13 protein-coding genes and 1 riboswitch are annotated in these 18,109 nt (G+C 41.1%); of the genes, 11 read left to right on the top strand and 2 right to left on the bottom strand.

Annotation, left to right across the window (positions count from 1 at the left end; translation table 11 throughout):
* Positions 1-150 precede the first annotated feature (150 nt).
* Positions 151-1,551 carry an MATE family efflux transporter gene (locus tag KVG29_RS10145; RefSeq protein ID WP_252228329.1) on the top strand — a complete coding sequence of 467 codons (1,401 nt, stop codon included), beginning with the start codon at positions 151-153 and terminating at the stop codon, positions 1,549-1,551.
* A complete protein-coding gene (locus tag KVG29_RS10140) occupies positions 1,532-3,325 on the top strand; it encodes a glycoside hydrolase family 2 protein (RefSeq protein WP_252228328.1) in 1,794 nt (597 codons plus the stop codon). Before KVG29_RS10145 ends, KVG29_RS10140 begins: the two co-directional genes overlap by 20 nt.
* A 48-nt stretch (positions 3,326-3,373) precedes the next feature.
* On the opposite strand, the gene KVG29_RS10135 is transcribed toward KVG29_RS10140, so the two are convergent.
* Positions 3,374-6,886, bottom strand: coding sequence for an Ig-like domain-containing protein (locus tag KVG29_RS10135; RefSeq protein WP_252228327.1), 3,513 nt, complete (start codon positions 6,884-6,886; stop codon positions 3,374-3,376).
* 494 nt (positions 6,887-7,380) lie between these two features.
* On the opposite strand from KVG29_RS10135, the gene KVG29_RS10130 reads away from it, so the two are divergent.
* The 7 genes from KVG29_RS10130 (at position 7,381) to KVG29_RS10100 (ending at position 13,677) form a co-directional block, all read left to right on the top strand.
* Positions 7,381-8,319 (top strand): hypothetical protein, encoded by a 939-nt coding sequence (locus KVG29_RS10130; RefSeq protein ID WP_252228326.1) that lies wholly within the window; start codon positions 7,381-7,383, stop codon positions 8,317-8,319.
* Between the two features lie 93 nt (positions 8,320-8,412).
* Positions 8,413-9,720 (top strand): DUF4139 domain-containing protein, encoded by a 1,308-nt coding sequence (locus tag KVG29_RS10125; RefSeq protein WP_252228325.1) that lies wholly within the window; start codon positions 8,413-8,415, stop codon positions 9,718-9,720.
* A gap of 92 nt (positions 9,721-9,812) precedes the next feature.
* The gene (locus KVG29_RS10120) at positions 9,813-9,992 is read left to right on the top strand and encodes a hypothetical protein (protein WP_252228324.1); all 180 of its coding nucleotides are present in this window, start codon (positions 9,813-9,815) and stop codon (positions 9,990-9,992) included.
* Between the two features lie 150 nt (positions 9,993-10,142).
* Complete coding sequence (locus KVG29_RS10115; RefSeq protein WP_252228323.1) at positions 10,143-10,304, top strand: hypothetical protein; 162 nt, start codon at positions 10,143-10,145, stop codon at positions 10,302-10,304.
* A 177-nt stretch (positions 10,305-10,481) separates the two neighbouring features.
* A riboswitch (cyclic di-GMP riboswitch) is annotated at positions 10,482-10,569 on the top strand.
* 450 nt (positions 10,570-11,019) lie between these two features.
* Positions 11,020-12,567, top strand: coding sequence for an HD domain-containing phosphohydrolase (locus KVG29_RS10110; RefSeq protein WP_252228322.1), 1,548 nt, complete (start codon positions 11,020-11,022; stop codon positions 12,565-12,567).
* A gap of 29 nt (positions 12,568-12,596) precedes the next feature.
* A complete protein-coding gene (locus KVG29_RS10105) occupies positions 12,597-12,779 on the top strand; it encodes a hypothetical protein (RefSeq protein ID WP_252228321.1) in 183 nt (60 codons plus the stop codon).
* Positions 12,772-13,677, top strand: coding sequence for a flagellar assembly protein A (locus tag KVG29_RS10100; protein WP_252228320.1), 906 nt, complete (start codon positions 12,772-12,774; stop codon positions 13,675-13,677). The genes KVG29_RS10105 and KVG29_RS10100 overlap by 8 nt, the downstream gene beginning before the upstream one ends.
* Before the next feature lie 57 nt (positions 13,678-13,734).
* Here KVG29_RS10100 and KVG29_RS10095 read toward each other — a convergent pair whose 3' ends face one another.
* Entirely contained in the window at positions 13,735-15,315 is a 1,581-nt protein-coding gene (locus tag KVG29_RS10095) for an FMN-binding glutamate synthase family protein (protein WP_252228319.1), read from the bottom strand.
* 456 nt (positions 15,316-15,771) lie between these two features.
* On the opposite strand from KVG29_RS10095, the gene KVG29_RS10090 reads away from it, so the two are divergent.
* Together KVG29_RS10090 and nadE are read left to right on the top strand one after the other, a co-directional pair.
* Positions 15,772-17,388, top strand: a complete 1,617-nt coding sequence (locus tag KVG29_RS10090) for a GGDEF domain-containing response regulator (protein ID WP_252228318.1) — start codon at positions 15,772-15,774, stop codon at positions 17,386-17,388.
* 228 nt (positions 17,389-17,616) lie between these two features.
* Positions 17,617-18,109, top strand: a 493-nt coding sequence (nadE, locus tag KVG29_RS10085; RefSeq protein WP_252228317.1) for an NAD(+) synthase, incomplete at its 3' end; no start/stop codon positions are given.

Raw genomic sequence — 18,109 nt, 5'->3', positions numbered from 1 at the left:
GAGGGTTATAATTTAGGGGTTTTCCTGGTTCATAAGTGTGAGTATTAAATGATGAAATAATTAATACGGCAGAAATCATGGTTAACTTTTGTATTAGACGTTTACTTAGCTATGCACAGCGAAATATATAAAGGAGTTGGTGATGTACATATGGCAAAGCTTGCGGATTTGTTTGCTCCACGAGACATGACAGTGGGGAAACCGTGGAAGCGAATAATCGAGTTTTCGATTCCCATGCTTATTGGCAATGTGGCGCAGCAGCTTTATAATACCGTTGACTCGATTGTCATTGGAAGGTATGTAGGGGACAATGCCCTTGCTGCGGTGGGTACTGCTTTCCCGGTATTGAATTTTTTATTGGTGCTTTTTGTGGCGGTAGCCACCGGTGCAGGCATAATGGTTGCGCAGTATTTCGGGGCAAAGGACCGCGAAAGGCTTTCCCGTTCCATTGGTGTATGTATCACCCTTACGGCCATAGCGTCGTTGATAATAATGGTGGTGGGGCCCATTGTGGTCCGTCCTATGCTCGTGTTTATAAATACGCCCGAGTCCATTTTAGACTGGTGCGCCAATTACCTATTGATATTATTAGTAGGCAACTGGGGTTTTTCGTACTTTAACATTTTATCGGGAATTCTGCGCGGCTTGGGCGATTCGCTTTCAGCGTTGGTGTTTTTGCTTATATCTACCGCTCTCAATGTGGTGCTGGACATATGGTTTGTGGCAGGATTCAACATGGGGGTGCCGGGAGTAGCGCTGGCCACCGTTATTGCGCAGATGATATCTGCTATCCTGTGTCTTATTAAGCTGAAAAAGATGGAGAAAGTATTTGACCTCAATTGGAAAGTGCTCAAGCCTCTTAAGGAGTATGCAACTCAGCTGATAAGGCTTGGGATACCGTCCGGGCTTACACAAGCTATATTTTCAGTTGCCATGGTTGCTGTGCAGTCTTTGACTAACACCTTTGGCGAAATGGTCATAGCCTGTAGCGTCATGGTCATGCGCGTAGACGGTTTTGCCATGATGCCAAACTTTACCTTTGGTGTAGCCATGACTACCTTTGCAGGTCAGAACGTTGGGGCAAAAAAGATGGACAGAGTGGAAAGGGGAACACTGGAGGGCCTCATAATTGCTGTTAGCGTTTCTACCGTAATTACAATAACCATATTGACATTTGGAAAGTATCTCATGAATATATTTACCAGCACTGTTGAGCTTGTGGATTTAAGCATGCGCATGATGCGTATCCTTTCGGTAGGATATATTGCTATGGCGGTGACACAGGTTCTGTCAGGGGTTATGCGTGGGGCAGGCGATACCGTGACTCCCATGTGGATTTCGCTTATCACCACCATCGCTTTGCGTGTGCCTATTGCTTACGGTATTGCCTACCTGACGCGAAGTGAAGCCTATCCTACTGGAAGGCCTGAGTCTGTGTTTATATCTCTGCTGGTTGCCTGGGTGTGCGGTGCCATAATCACTACAATTTTTTATAAAAGAGGCAACTGGCGAAAGAAAGCGCTTTTGGGCAATGAACAAATTGGTGTATAAGCTTGAAGAAGGAGGGGTTTTCATGTCAAGCATACCACGGCCTGAGTATCCGCGTCCCAATTTTGTAAGAAAAGATTGGCTTAATTTAAACGGTATATGGGAGTTTGAGTTTGATGATGACGATGTGGGAGAAAAAGAGGGATGGTATAAAAATCACGCTTTTTCACGTACCATAAATGTCCCGTTTTGCTTTGAAAGCGAATTAAGCGGCATAGGAGACACGTCACGCCATGACCATATATGGTACAGGCGCAAGCTGGCAGTGCCGGACAGCTGGAAGGGTAGAAGGGTTATGCTGCACTTTGGTGCAGTGGATTACCACGCTAAAGTGTGGGTAAATGGTGTTTATATGGGTAGCCATACCGGCGGTCATACGCCCTTTAGCTTCGATATAACCGATGCTCTAAAGTGGGACGGCAGCGATGAGGTGGTGGTAAAGGCGGACGACATATCGTCCGATTGCCAGCAAGCTCGTGGGAAGCAGTCATGGCTGGATCACCCGTTTGATTGCTGGTATAACCGCACCTCTGGGATCTGGCAGACGGTGTGGATGGAGCCTGTAAACCCGGCGCATATTATCAACGTCCGTATGACTCCTGATATCGATAAAGGCACTGTGGGCGTAGAGGCCTTACTTACTGCGCAGGCCATCGGCTGCAGTTTGAAAACGTGTATATCTTTTGAGGGCGTGCCAGTTGCTTCGGTTACTGTACCTTGCTTTCAGCAGCGGGTTGTCTTCGAGGTGAGCGTTATAAACCATGCCTTCAAGTGGGGGTTAATGCTGTGGAGCCCCGAGAATCCCAATCTTTACGATATAACGTTCACGTTGGTGGATGAAAAAGGCGATACGGTTGACCATGTGGCTAGCTATTTTGGCATGCGCAAGGTGTCGGTCAAGGACGGCAAGGTGTTATTAAACAATCACCCTTATTATCAAAAGCTCATACTGGATCAGGGGTATTTCCCACGGTCAAACCTCACCGCTCCCAGTGAGGAGGCTTTGATAAACGACATAAAGATGACAAAGGCTTTTGGTTATAACGGTGTACGGAAGCATCAGAAGGTGGAGGACCCGGTGTACCTTTACTGGTGCGACAAGCTGGGGCTTTTAGTGTGGGGCGAGATGGCCTCGTATTATGAATACAGTCCAAGGGCAGCCAATGCGTATATTAAGGAGTGGCAGGAGATCATCGAGAGGGATTACAATCATCCTTGCATCATAGCCTGGACGGCCTTCAATGAGTCCTGGGGCGTGCCAAATGTAATGGTGGATAGACAGCAGCAAAGCCATACTGTGGCTGTGGTCAACATGATACGGAGCCTGGATAGAACGAGGCTAGTGGTGTCCAATGATGGCTGGGAGCATACAGATACCGATTTGTGTACCATACACGATTACCGTTCAGATGGAGAGGATTTGAGGAGGGTTTATGCTGACAAGGATAAGGTGGTAAATGGCGCTCCTGCGGGGAAATTCATATTTGCTGAAGGATATGGTTATAAAGGTCAACCTGTTCTTATAACCGAATACGGCGGTATAGCATTTGCATCTAGCAAGGGATGGGGATACGGTGATAAGGTGGCTGATGAGGAGGAGTTTTTGAAACGCTTTGCTGGTTTGACTCGTGCCATCATGTCTATAGACTATATATGCGGTTTTTGCTATACCCAGCTTACCGATGTGCAGCAGGAGGTTAACGGCCTTATGACTTACGACAGGAAGCCTAAAATTGATCCCAGCAAAATAAGGGCTATAAATGAGGGGAGAGTATGAATTGGGACAGGGGTGTTTGAATAAAACACCCCTGTTAATGCTTTATACTTAATTTTTGTACTTTTTTTTGTCTAATAAGACAACTAGAATTCCTGTTATTATTAAAAAGAAACCAATTATTGAGAATGTTTTTATATCTAACCACGAACCTGTTTGAACAAGCTTATCTTTTTCCTCAAAGGTACTGCTTTGCTCTGATTCACCAATGTATTCAAACACACCATATACAGAAAAATGTTCGGCTATAAAAGTTATGGTTTTCTGTGATTTATCAATTTCGCCTCCAATGTACTCCCATTTACTGGTTTCAGGATTGAAATAAAATACCGCTGCTTTTGTGATGTCTTTTACGTCTTTTAGGTCAAATGTCACCTTTATGGGAGCTCCAATATTTATGTCTTGTTCCTCTACTTTTACTGTTATATCGTATGCATTTGTCAAAGGTATGAGAGACGATTCGGCCATTTTACCTTTGTCTTGTATACTTATTTTAACTGCTGCTTGTTGTGAGATGTGTGCTACGTTTTTCAAGGCAGCTAGAGCTTTTGTGTCAAACTGCAAGGCAACTTCTTGTGATTTTACTATTGTAGTTTTATTGTTTTTTACCATTAATTCAATGACATCAAAAGGTATTTCCACAGTTCTTTTGTTACTAGCGCTTATTATATTGGTTAAATCGATGTATATACTTTTCTTTGAAGGATCTTCTATGTCTTTTGAAATTTTATTTATATCCATATAATAGGTTCCGGGTTCAATTGTTTTGGAAACGGTAATTTTCACATTAGCGGTAGCTTCTCCGCCGTTGCCGTCTGAGACAGTATATGTGAAAGAGTCATCTCCGCTAAATCCACTTTCGGGAGTATAAGTGACTATTCCATATTTATTATACGTTACCTTGCCGTGTTTAGGTTCTGTAACAGTAATTACTGCCAATGTATCATTATCAGGGTCTAAGTCATTAGCCAACACATTTATTGTGACGGAGGTACTTTCTTTTGTTTCAGCGGTGTCATTTACTGCTTTAGGTGGTGAATTTACTTTATTGACGGTGACTTTGACATTGGCAGTAGCTTCTCCACCCTTGCCATCGGAGATAGTATATGTGAAAAAGTCATCCCCGCTAAATCCACTTTCGGGAGTATAGGTAATCGTTCCATTGCTGTTAATTTCTGCCTTACCATGTTTTGGCTGAGTAATGTTAGTAATTGTTAATGTATCGTTATCGGGGTCTGAGTCATTATCCAACACTTTTATTATAGCCGAAGTACCCTGGTCGGTTTTAGCTGTGTCGTCTGCTGCTACAGGTGCAGCGTTTTTAGGTTTTTGAGATAACTTTGCTATGAAAGCATCTCCCGAGAAGAAATTTCCACCTTCTCCTGGCTCACGTTCATCATATCCACCATGATAATCGGTTTGATAGGCACCTTCAGTAATGGGAAGATCTTCAGACAGAGTTATTCCAGCAATAAATATGTCACCCTGTATATTTAAAGCTATGCCATATCCTATATCGTCGCCTGTTCCACCAAAATATGTACTGTATTTTAGATCTTGTGAATCTTGCCCATTAGGAGCTAGCTTAATTATAAAAGCATCGTAGTTTCCGCCATTGTAGTTTTTTTGATGGGCATCATCTGTCACAGGAAAATCATGAGACTCCGTGCCGCCTGTTAAATATATATTGCCTTCGCTGTCTACTGCTATGCTGTAACTGAAATCGCATTTAATTCCACCAATGTAGGAGCTGTATTTTAGATCCAGCGTACCCTGTTGGTTAGGTTTAAATTTCACAACAAAAATATCATCTTGTTCTCCTCTGCGTGTAGACTGAAAAGCTCCTTTGGTAACAGGAAAATCGTTAGAATGCGTTATACCTGTTAAGTATATATTATTGTAGTTATCCAGAGTTATACTTAACCCTACGTCAAATTCGCTTCCGCCAAAGTAGGTACTATACTTTAAATCCTGCATTCCTTGACCATTGGGTGTAAGTATCGCTATAAAAATATCTTCATATCCATTGAGGCTGGTTTGGTATGCGTTGTCTGTAACCGGAAAATCTTCTGAGTTTGTCTCCCCTGTGATATAAATGTTGCCCTGAGTATCGACTGTTATATCGTTTATATAGTCATTTTTATAATAATTCTCGCTTCCACCAAAATAGGTGCTGTATATTAAATCTGCTTTTCCTTGGTGCTGGGGTGCCAATTTAGCGATAAAATTAGTAGGCACTTCACCTTTTGGGGAATTTTGATAAGCTCCTTCAGTAATGGGGAAATCGCTGGACCATGTAGTTCCTGCTAAATAAATGTTTCCTTCATTATCTACTGCTAAGCTTTGTACATAATCATAATCGGATCCTCCAATGTAAGTGCTGTATTCAATGTCTAGTGTTCCTTGACTGTTAGGTTTTAGCTTGACTACCCAACTTTCAGTACCCCCTTTTTGATCGGTTTGATAGGCTCCGTCAGCAATAGGAAAATCATTCGAGACCCCATATCCAGCTATATATATGTTTCCCTTCTTATCTACTGTGATATCTTCTATAAACGCAACTGCTCCAAAATAAGTGCTGTACTTAAGGTCCAGTTTTCCTTCTCCATTGGGCATTAATTTGGATATATAGGCACATCCCCATGCATTTTCCCACATATTATCCTGATAGGCACCTTCTGTAATAGGAAAATCAGCAGAACGTGTGGACCCTGCAATATATACATTGCCTTCAGCATCCACTGCCATTCTAATTCCTGTACCTTCCATGTGATCGCCTTCAGTCCCACCTATGTATGTACTGTATTCTAATTTTGGATCGATGATGAGTTCTTTATTGGGGTTATATGTTCCCACCTGAAAGGTATAAATATTGCCGGACAGCTTATACATTACATCAATAGTGTTATTGTCTTGAAATGCCACAGGTTTGGTGAGATATATATCGCCTATGGATGACTTCAAATTCAAATATCCGTTACTCTTTAGTTCAATTTTATCCTGGCCTATAACCCGAATTTTTATATCAGATGGATTGGCGCCGGGTTTTATTTTAAATATTTTTTCAATATTGCCTCCATGAGCTTTAAGCGTTACCTCTATGCCGGGATATATTTCTCCTAAACTGATTATGTTCCACGTCTCCAAAGCTGTCTGCCATTTATCAGGGTTTTTGCCTATATATAAATCGGCTTTTATATTTGATTTCTGCATTCCAGTTGATTCAAATACTATGGGATTACCTTCGGCATCTAAGAATTGTTCTTTTATCAATATGGTGTCGTTGTCCCCATCGTACAACCTATGAATTATAGCATTGTTTGTAATATATACAGTTCCATAAAATGTAGTTGCGTAATACTTTACTTCCGATTGTTTTGAATTAGAGTTTTTTATAAAAGGAATGGTAATTCCGTGAAGATTTAAATTGGATGTAATTGTTTTGTTATCGTTATTAAGTAAACTGGATTGTGAACCAGTCGCAGCATGAACCCATGATGGTGGTGAGATAACAATTAAGGAGAAAAACAGTGCAATTGTTAAACTATAGCTAATTATTTTCATAACTGATCTATTTACCATCTCACTTACTTCCTCCTTTTGTAAAATTTAAAAGAAGTTGATAAGGGCTTTATTGCTATGCACTCTGCAAAGTGTTTGATATCAATAAGTTCACCTCCTTTTAAAAACGAGGTGTTAGAAATTATGCATGTTGAAGGAAATGGGTGTGAGATATTCCTGCTACATCAATTCAAAATTTTAGCAAACTATTTAATACCTACTTTTGCATAATAAATCAATGTCAACTGCTTTTATACAGATTTACTTATATTTTAACTTCTTGCTGCCATAATGTGGGTTTTAACTTATGATAACAATTTTCAAAAGGAATTAGGTAATGGATGATTAAATTTTAAATAAAAGTTGAATGATAGCATATTTTTACCCCCAAACTAATGGGTTAAAATATTTTAACTTTCCCGCTTCTGGCTGAAGAAAATTTTACACGGTATAATTAAAGAATAGAGTATTATTTCCTAGGGGGAGGAGGTATTTTTATGCTAGAGGAATTAAATAATCATTTAATGCAACTGCAGGAGCAGGTGCAAGAAGGATATAAAATCCGACGGAGGTTAGAAGCTGCAGAAAAGAGCTATATGGAGTTACAAAAGCGCCTTTGTGAGTTCAGGGAGCAACTGGAAAAGGAAAAAAGTGATGTAGATAAGCTGGAGGGGATGAACCTTACTAATCTATTTTACTCTATTCTGGGCACGAGGGAGGAAAGATTGGAAAAAGAGCGGCAGGAGTATCTGGCTGCAAAGCTTAAGTATGATCAGTGCCAAGATGAGCTGGATGCCTTGGGAAAGGAAATTCAAGACCTCAAGCTGCAACTGGGAGAGATAAACGTATTGGAAAGGGAGTATCAAGATCTCTTACGACAAAAGGAGAAAGTACTCGAGGGGATACATGATGCTACTTCCAGGGAACTTGAAAAACTTTCAGAAAAGCTGGCAGAAGCCCGTGCAAAAGCAAAGGAGATCATGGAAGCGTTAGAAGCGGCCAATGCTGCAATAGATGGATTGGAAAGGGTATTGAGTTGCCTGAATAGCGCTAGCGGCTGGGGCACGTGGGATATCATAGGAGGAGGGATTTTATCTACCGCCATCAAACATTCGTACATTGACGGTGCAAAAACTGCTGTAAGTCAGGTACAATATCAACTGCGGAGGTTGGAAAGAGAGCTTATGGATGTGGGCAGCTTTCAGCATCTGAATATAGATATAGGTTCCTTTGCTACCTTTGCCGACTTTTTCTTTGATGGGCTGATTGCCGATTGGGTGGTTCAATCGCGGATTTCTCAGTCGCGGGAAAACGCGTTTCGGGTATTAAGGCAGGTGGAGAATATTAAGCAAAGGCTTGAGAGGGCTCTTGAGGAGGCTAAAAATGAGATTGGACAGATTGAATACGAAAGGCAGGAACTAATAAGGAAGGCTTGATGGCGTTTGTCTTCTTGATGCCACAACGAAAGCTTACTCTTTTTGAGTTGTGTATATTGTGTATATTAATGAAGGAAATGGAGGCGAGAATTGATGAGGAAGCTTTGCACTTCAGCGGATACAAAAGAAGTGTCTTTGACCATATACAACGGGGGCTTTGGAGCCGTCAAAGAAGTCCGAAAGGTGTGCCTTACTGGTGAGGAGACCGAGCTTGTGTTTGCGGATGTGGCTCAACATATAGAAACAGATTCGCTGTTGGTTGAAGGCTTGAATGTGCTGGAATTTAACTATGATTATGACCTGGTGAGCAGGGATAAGCTCCTTCAAAAGTATGTAGATAAAGAGGTATGGCTGGTGAAAAGAGAGTCTGGTGAAAAGAGAAAATGCCGGTTGCTATCGGTAGAAGAGGGAGGTAGGTGCGTTTTGGAGGATTATGCTACAAAGGAAATATACATTGACTCACAGGCTGAAATCGTATTGCCTTCGCTGCCGTCTGGCTTGATTGTGAAGCCGGCCCTTGTATGGAAGATAGCGCCCAGCAAAACGGATACTGTTAGAGTTTCTTATCTCAGCCGTGGATTTAAATGGATTGCCAATTATGTAGTAGAACTTTCAGAAAATGTTTTAAACATCGCCGGATGGGCTGAGATTAAAAATGAGAGCGGTGCAACCTTTGAAAATGCTAAGGTCAAGCTTATAGCTGGTGATGTTAATCGTGTAAATAAAGGTGGTCGGTTTAGATATTTTGATGGTGAGGTATGTGTTAATGAAGCGACGAAATGCTATGCTGAAGAGAAAAGCTTTTTCGACTATCACATGTATACGTTGCTTCATCCTACTACGTTGAAAAATAATCAGACCAAGCAGATTAACATACTGAGCGGTTCAAATGTGCCATATAAGAAATACTATCAGTTGAATATGTACGAAGAAAAAGTCAATATCGTTGTTGAATTTGCCAATACAAAGGAATCCGGTCTGGGGGTTCCTGTGCCTAAAGGCAAAGTCAAACTGTATAAAATGAATGAAGACGATGGCTCCTTAGAGTTTATAGGTGAAGACTTTATAGACCATACTCCAAAGGATGAGAGCATAAAGTTAAGAATAGGCAATGCTTTTAATATAACTTTTGATTGCATAGAAGTGGAGCGTAAGAAGGTAAATGGTTTTGAGCATCACCGTTACGAATATACAATTAAAAATCACAAAGGGGAACCAGCGGAAGTACACTTTGAGCACGAAATCCGAGGTGTGTGGGAGATGGTATCGTCAAGCCACGATTATGTCAAGAAGTCGTCCGACAAAATAGAATTTGTCGTGTCCGTCCCAGCAGACGATGAAATAAAGGTTAGTTTTGAGTACAAAGTCGATAGGAGGATAGAAGTGATGTTGCGCAAGTGATTGATTCTGAAACCCTTTAAAATATGACCAGGAGGATTTTTTATAGGAAAAATTAAAAAGATGTTACAGTTTGCCTATGATGATGGAAAAGAATGCTAGGGATTTTTATGAATTTTTATGTTGATAAAGCCATCTTAGAGGAGACAAAGCGCATCTTTGAAGAGGTGATTGAAATTAAAAAGCAGCACTTTGATACCTTAGAGAAAGAATATGATAAGTTGGGCTCTACAGAGGCTCCCATAGATATCTTGTGTGTGGTGGATGACAATTAATTTTAAAACCAGAGGTTCTCACATACTGGCCGACGATTCCGACATGCTTTAGGGAGCTAGTGCAGGAACATCCGATGTATTGGTTGATGCGCATAGTTTAATTTGGTAAAGACCGACTTCTGACGCTTTTATGACGAGGCAACTCAGGCAGTGGACGAACCTGACGTCAGAAAGATGCTCGCCGACTTGGCTGGATGGAAAAAGCAGCGTGGTAACATGTTTTACAAAAAATACCTTGAGCTGATCGATAAAAATTTGAGGTATAAAAGAAATAAAGTTATAAAAGAGATCATGGATCCTCCACTCGTGTGATGAGGGGAGGATAATTTTTTACTTTAATCTCGGGGTAAAATATAGCAGAAAAAATGGAGTAATTTGTTGAAATATGAGGTAAGTGTTGCTATAATTAAATTAGCAAATTTTACTATACAACTTGTAATGCTATATGCCAAGCGGCTAAAATCTATAAAAATGAAAAATCAAGCAACCTTTGTTAAAGGGCAAACCTGTCGAAAGGCAGGGACGCAAAGCCGCGGGCCTAAGGAACGTTCTTGTTCTATGGCAGCCGGTTGCACAAAGGGTGATTATGCAAGTACAGGGAATGGCTCTGCAGGAAATATGTACACTCTTTTTGCAATCGGTATGCAGAGCCCTTTTATTTTAGGGGTATGTGGTATAGAATGAAAAAAGTTTTAAATGGTATGGTGGTGAAAATATATGCCCATTTCTTCATATACGCACAGGTTTTCAAGGGTAAAAATTGGGAACGTAATCTCTTCTGTTGTGGGTGTGTTATACGAATACGTAAACATATGTTTGTATAGGGGGAGTAATTTGTGTATTAAATGTAACAAAATAGAAAATAATTCTTTTAATGTCAAATATTTAGCTGGTGCGTCGTAAAGGGCTGTTGAGCACCATACTTTGCCTATTTTAAAACTTGTTCTACGTGTTTTTGTATGGTAAGGTGCACAACAGCCCTTTATTTATGAAAAATTACAAAATTTAATGAAGACAGGGGGCTAAAATGACAGAGAAAATCTTGTGGGAGATTCTACACCGTATCCCGATGGCGTGCGCAATTCACAGGTTAGTTGGAAAACATGAAGAGGATAGAGATTACGTTTTTGTCTACGCTAATCCTTATTTTGAAACCATGGCTGGAGTAAAAATGGATGATATTGTAGGCAAGGGGATAAAGGAAATTCTGCGCTATATCGGTTTTAAAGATTTGGGTTGGGTGGATTTATATGAAATAGCGGCATTAAGTGGACAGACTCAGGAAGTCGATGTATATTTGCCATTGAGAAAACGCTGGTACAGGCTAATTGTCTTTGCGGTAGATAAAAAACTATTCGTTTCGTTTTTTCACGACATTACAAGGGAAATAGAACTAAAGAACGTTTTGGCACAACTTGTACGGTTTAAATTATACGATGAAACAGAGGCAACGACAGCTATGCCCATACTGAGGGAGGATGAGGAAGGCTACTTACCAGGTGTTCATGATGGCGTGCCAAGGGAAAAGTTTTATATCTTAAGTTATCGCGATTTGTTAACCGGGCTTTATAACCGTCGTTTTGCAGAGGAAGAGTTTGCAAGATGGCAGGCTTTTCCCAGGGCGTTTTCCATTGCGGTTATAGTGGCTGATATCAATGGACTTAAGATGATCAACGATGTGTACGGCATTCAGGAAGGGGATAACCTGCTCAAAAGGGCTGCTAGAATATTGATGGAAAGCTGCAGGAAAACCGATATAGTAGTCAGGTGGGATGGGGATGAGTTTTTGATTCTATTGCCCCATATTTCAGAGCGAGCGGTTGAGAAAATTATAGAGAGGATAAAAAGTAGGTGTTTGCAGGAGAAGGACGAAAAGATACCCCTCAGCATAGCCTTCGGCTACGCCATAAAGAAAAAGCCGGTGGAAAGTTTGAACCAAATTGTTAGAGAAGCAGAGGAAATGATGTACTGCGTAAAGCTTATGGAGGAAAAAAGCTATCGCAATGCCATAGTAAATAGCATGCTTATGGCCCTGGTTACCAAGAGCGCAGAGACCGAGGAACATGCCGAACGCCTCAAAAATTACTGTTTGGCAATAGGCAGGAAAATGGGGCTTTCTTCAAGGGAACTGGATGAATTGGCTCTGCTGGCCATATTACACGATATAGGCAAAGTTGGCATAAGGGAGAGCATACTACAAAAACCGGGACCGCTGACTGCTGAAGAGTGGGAGGAGATGAAGAGGCACCCCGAAATTGGCTGTCGTATTGCAAAGACCATCCCTGAGCTTACACATATAGCAGAGTATATACTGTGCCACCATGAGCGGTGGGACGGGCACGGATACCCGAAAGGACTAAAAGGGGAACAGATTCCTCTGTTGTGCCGTATCCTGGCGGTTGTAGATGCCTATGACGCCATGACCAGCAATCGGGTATATCGAAAAGCCATGACTCGGGAAAAGGCGTTTGCAGAGATAAAAAGAAATTCTGGGACGCAGTTTGATCCGCAGGTGGTGGAGATTTTTTTGAGTTTGTTTGAGGAGGGTAGTATAGAAAAATTAAACACGATTTAATGCCCTCTTTAAAAAGAAGGGTGAGGGGTATGCTGGTTAAGGCATATAGTATAGAAGAGGCGCTAGCCAACGCTGAGAAATATTATAACTGCCCCAGAAGTTGTTTAAAGGTTTATACTATAAAGGCCACCGGGGGTCATTTTTTGGGGAATTATCAAGTGGAGAGGAATTTACAAGATAGAGGTAGCCAAAAAAAGAGAAGAGGTGGTTAAAGAGTATAAAGCCATCGATGGAACAGTAGAAATCAAGGATGACGTTGTAAGAGTGAAAAATCCTGTAAAAGGTGGTAAATATCCTTCTTTAATTGTAAATGACCAAAACTTCGAGGTATTTGTAAATAGTAATAAAGTGTCTGGGGCATGTGTGGTTACAGAAACAGATGTGATCCAGGTAATTCCTCGGGAAGTTCCCCCGATAGCCCGCATTGAGGTTGATATCACACCTGATAAAATGAAGGCAATCTTAAGAATTCAAAAGAAGCCGGGAAAAAGATACTTTTTGCGAGATATAAAACCCAGCAATAGTATTGTAATTAGCGGGGACTACGAAGAAATTCCACCACCGCATATTTCAGTCGAGCAGTGCGTCAGTGAGTTAATTAGGAATGGAGTTTTGCAAGAGTTAATACTCGTAGAAGAGATTGAAAAATTGCTTGAGTTGCTGTCGGGTGGGAGTGCTGTTGTAGCAAAAGGAAGGCCGCCAATTGATGGAGTTGATGTCCGTGTTGAATACTATTTTTCTCAACACAGCTTTAGGAATCCCGATTTTGATACTGATAGAAGAGTTGATATGATGGACCATACTGTTATTCCCACGGTTAAAATAGGACAAATATTGGCTGAAAAGGTGGCTTCTGCTATACCAGGTGTGGACGGGATGACGGTTACAGGTGAGGTTATTAGAGCACTACCTGCTAAGGAGGCGGTGTTTAAAGCAGGGAAAGGTGCCGTGATTTTGAATAACAACAGAATTGTGGCAGCTATTTCTGGGAGACCTGTGTTGGAGAAAGGAGTAGTGAGCGTGAATCCGGTCATGAATGTTCCAGGTGATGTAGACGTAAGTACGGGTAATATTAGGTCTTTAAATCCAGTTTCCATATGTCAAATCTAAATAAAAACGGGTTACCCTTTCCAAAATGTAGGGATAACCCGTTTTTCAGCTTTTTGTTTAACCCAGTATCTTATCTACCTCTTCTGCATCTACGTCCATTATATACTTAATTCCGGTTATCTTAGCTGCTTCGGGTGTCAAAGCTGCTATGTCATCTCGTGTGATGTATTTAACGTCAAACTTACGTGCTCCAGCCATTAATTGCTGTAAACCACCCATAACTCGATCCATATATGTGTATACAGCTATTGCTGCCGGTGACATATTGTTAAAGGCTTCTTCACCGTATTGTTCTTTGAGTTTAATTGCACCATAGAATATCTGCTCCACTGATTGACCATGCTTCTTAAGGTCCTCGGGAAGTTTACCTTCTTGTATCATACGAGCTATAGTTTTACCGACCATTGCAGCAGTCATAGGTGAACGCCCCATGCCTACCAGCTTTACATAAGGTGCACCAAGAGCCAAACCCTTGAAAATATGGTCTTCAAGCGTAAAACCACCAGCTATAGCTACTGCTGGTATATAAGCGCCTTTATCTGCCAGACGTTTCAGGTAATTATAAAGCAATGCTTCAATATATACAGTGGGGATACCCCATTCATTCATCATACGCCATGGGCTCATTCCTGTACCGCCACCTGCACCATCTACTGTCAACAGATCAATTCGTGCATCTGAAGCGTATTTTACCGCCCTGGCTAGATCAGCAGGTCTATAAGCCCCCGTTTTTAGGAAGATGTATTTGGCTCCAGCATTGCGTAATTGATTGACCCTAGCATGGAAACTTTCTTCATCGACCATTCCTAATCTGGAATGCCGTTCAAATTCGGTAAAAGCGCCATTCTTAAATGCCTTTTGTACTTCGGGGTCTGTAGGATCAGGTAGTACTATATAACCACGTTCTTTCAGCTGTAGCGCACGTTCCAGGGATGAGAGCTTAACTTCCCCTCCGATGTCTTTGGCACCTTGCCCCCATTTTATTTCTACAGCTTCGACGCCTAATTTTTCAATGGCATATTCTAAAACTCCCAAATTGGTATCTTCTACATTTGCCTGTACTGCAATAGTACCGTATCCGTTATAGTATTTTCTAAACGCGTTAATGCGTGCTTCCATATCTGGAGAACGCTTCACTCTGCCATTTACTATTTCAGCGTTGGGGTCCATGGCACATACATTTTCGCCTACTGTCACAATTACACCGCACAACGCGGCTCCACCAGCGTAACCTTCCCAGTTTTCTTTAGCTACATTGGTAGACCCTTGAGCAGGAAATACTATTGGCATCTTCAGTTTAATCTTATTATCTCCAGCTCCTATTTCAGTTTCTAACTTGACTGCGGGGAAAATAGCCTTATCTGGGTCGGCTTCAATACCTACTGCTCCTACAGCGGTGCCCATGATGTTAAAGTGAGAAAAGTCAATGGGATAATCTTTTTCTGCAGCAGCTGTAATTTTACCAAAGGGTTGTGGATACAGTACTTCTCTGCCTCTTATTGAGGACAATCCAACTTCGCACAGACCGGTACATCCTTCTAAGCATACGGAGCACATGCCACTGAAGGGTGAAAAATCGTTTGGAGTACGTAATCTGGTTTTTGTAGCCAAGCTACGTCCCGGTTTGCTGAACGACATTTTATGACCCGCCTCCTTATTTAAATTTGAATTTTTCTTAGGGGGTGGGGTGTACCCACGACAACACTTATATTTTAATATATAAGTTTAGTTTATGCAAGATTAAAATTAAAATATGTCATTTTGAATCTTGCAGTTGTTTTGTGATTTGTAATTTGTTAGTAATTTTCCGCTTTTTATTATTGGATTGAAATCTGTAAAAGAAATATTGCAGGAAAATGAAGGAATGGTATACGCTATCTTTCTTCTTAAGTAATTGTTTATTAAGCGAGAAACAATTAACTAACGCTAATGGCTGACAATGACAAATTTGTAAATGTTAATGATTAATGATGTTTACAAATAGATGGGACGAGTAGAATAAATATATTGTAATTTCCAATGGACTATTATACAATAAAACTTAATAAGATGTTTAACTTATATAAAATTCAACAAAAAGGACGAAATTGGCATATGAACGAAAAAAAGAAGATTCTTCTGGTGGAAGATAGCCGCTTGACAGCAGCTATGGTGGGCGATTTTTTAGTAAAAAATGGCTTTGAAGTAGAGGTTGTGCCTACGGGAGAGGAAGTGGTACAGCGGATAGGGAAGGGCATGATTCCAGACTTGATATTGATGGATATAGAACTAGCCGGGAAAATGGACGGCATTGAGACGGCAGATATAATATCAAAGCAGCAGGATGTGCCCATCGTATTTCTCACGGCTAACACTTCAAAGGAAGTCATAGAGAAGATTAAGAAAGTTAAGGCTTATGGTTTTGTACTCAAAGATACAGATCGAGTGGCGCTGTTGTCAACTATAGATATGGCTATTAGGTTGCATGAAGCAAGTGTATATGCCACTATGTTTGAGCGGCTTTTTGAGACGTCTGTAAATGAGCTATACATATTTGATCCAGACTCATTCAAGCTTGTGGTAGTCAATGAAACGGCCAGAAGTAACTTGGGGTATAGCTCTTTTGAACTTGAAAAGATGACCATTTTTGACATAAATCCTCAGTTTGAGGCTGAATCGTTGAGAGATATTATTAAAGGATTGAAGGTTGGGAAACAGGAGCGTGTGGTGTTTAATACCTTGCATAGAAGGAAAGATGGTTCGTTTTATTATGTTGAGTCACACATGCAGCTATTCGAGTATAGAAGAGCTAAGTACTGCATGGTGTTTTCCATCGATGTTACTGAAAAAAAGAAAGTTGAGGATGAGCTTGATGAGAGCAAAAAGCAATATGTTGAGTTGGCACAGGAAGCCCCTATAGGAATATTGAAATGCGATGTTGCTGGTAATATCGTCTATGTGAATAAAAAGGCTTTGGACATATTGGGATCTCCAGGAGAGCAGGAAACACGCTGTATAAACCTTTTGACCTTTCCATTACTTGTCGAGGCAGGCTTGTCACAGAAATTGAAAGAGTCTATAGAGAACAATGTGCCTCAAACCTTTGAGAAATTCTATAAGTCAAAATGGGGAAAAGGGGTGTGGCTCAGGATTCACGTAAAACCCCTTTTGAATAAGGAGGGAATGGTAAAAGGGGCTCAAATCATAATGGATGATATAACTGAGAAAAAAGAAATGGAGAGGCAGCTTTATGAGATGTCCATTACCGATCCACTCACTGGTGCATATAATTTTAGATATTTTAATAAAAGGCTGGAAGATGAGATTTTACGGGCTCGACGGTATGGTGAGAGGTTTGCTCTTATAATGTTTGATGTGGATTATTTCAAGAGCTTCAATGATACCTTTGGACACCAAACAGGGGACTTGGTATTAAAGGCTGCGGTTGATATGGTAAAGGGGCGTATACGCAAGACGGATGTCTTAGCCAGGTGGGGTGGTGAGGAGTTTATAATCCTCCTTCCCAACACAAAGCTGGAGGATGCGGTGAAACTGGCTGAAGAATTGCGCCAGAGATTAATGCAGCTGAAAATAGGAGAGGTCGATAGCGTGACAGCCAGCTTTGGGGTGGTTGAGTATCAGGAGGGCGATACATTGGATTCTATCGTGAAAAGAGTCGATGATATGATGTACAAGGCAAAAAATGAAGGGAGAAACTGTGTGAGGTATTAATGACCTTATTGTCATAGCTTTTTTTACATTTTTGGTACTGTTTGAAGATATATTTCTATGCACTATTGTCAAACCTATAATCTGTGGTTATCCTTGATATTACAATTCATAATTTTACTCTTGTATGTTTTATGGGTATAATTTTGAGAAAAATGTAATAAAACGCTATTATTTACAAGTTTATTTAAACGATTTTTCATAAGCGACTTATTCGAGGAAGGTGGAACCATGCATAAAGAAATATCCCACTATCTTGTTGAATGGATACGGGATAGGGTTGCGGAGGCCAATGCCAGAGGCTGTGTGCTGGGTATAAGTGGAGGTGTGGATTCGGCAGTAGTGGCTGCGCTGTGCGCAAAGGCTTGCCCGGGAAAGGTGCTGGGGATTCATATGCCCTGCTACAGCTTGCCTCAGGATACCGACGATGCAAGACTTGTGGCCAAAAGCTTGAACATCGACTATATAGAGGTTGAACTCAACGATGTTTTTGACTGCATGATGGGCGTTTTGAAAGATGCGCGGCAAACAAATAAAATGAGGGAGTTGGAACAAAGAGTTGTGCCTACTGCCCATTCGGAAAGATTGGCCTCGAGTAATATAAAGCCCAGGCTGAGGATGATAGTGCTGTATTATTTTGCCAACCTGTATAATTACCTTGTTGTGGGAACTGGCAACAGGAGCGAACTGGAAGTGGGCTATTTTACCAAGTACGGCGACGGTG

This window comes from Caldicoprobacter algeriensis, from assembly GCF_023838525.1.
Lineage (GTDB): Bacteria > Bacillota > Clostridia > Caldicoprobacterales > Caldicoprobacteraceae > Caldicoprobacter > Caldicoprobacter algeriensis.
This window is presented reverse-complemented; position numbering and strand designations above follow the sequence as displayed.

Coding starts and splice junctions, on each gene's coding strand:
- KVG29_RS10140 (WP_252228328.1), top strand. CDS start 1,532: ATGAACAAATTGGTGTATAAGCTTGAAGAAGGAGGGGTTTTCATGTCA.
- KVG29_RS10090 (WP_252228318.1), top strand. CDS start 15,772: ATGAACGAAAAAAAGAAGATTCTTCTGGTGGAAGATAGCCGCTTGACA.
- KVG29_RS10095 (WP_252228319.1), bottom strand. CDS start 15,315: ATGTCGTTCAGCAAACCGGGACGTAGCTTGGCTACAAAAACCAGATTA.
- KVG29_RS10145 (WP_252228329.1), top strand. CDS start 151: ATGGCAAAGCTTGCGGATTTGTTTGCTCCACGAGACATGACAGTGGGG.
- KVG29_RS10110 (WP_252228322.1), top strand. CDS start 11,020: ATGACAGAGAAAATCTTGTGGGAGATTCTACACCGTATCCCGATGGCG.
- KVG29_RS10120 (WP_252228324.1), top strand. CDS start 9,813: ATGCTAGGGATTTTTATGAATTTTTATGTTGATAAAGCCATCTTAGAG.
- KVG29_RS10125 (WP_252228325.1), top strand. CDS start 8,413: ATGAGGAAGCTTTGCACTTCAGCGGATACAAAAGAAGTGTCTTTGACC.
- KVG29_RS10135 (WP_252228327.1), bottom strand. CDS start 6,886: ATGAAAATAATTAGCTATAGTTTAACAATTGCACTGTTTTTCTCCTTA.
- KVG29_RS10130 (WP_252228326.1), top strand. CDS start 7,381: ATGCTAGAGGAATTAAATAATCATTTAATGCAACTGCAGGAGCAGGTG.
- KVG29_RS10105 (WP_252228321.1), top strand. CDS start 12,597: ATGCTGGTTAAGGCATATAGTATAGAAGAGGCGCTAGCCAACGCTGAG.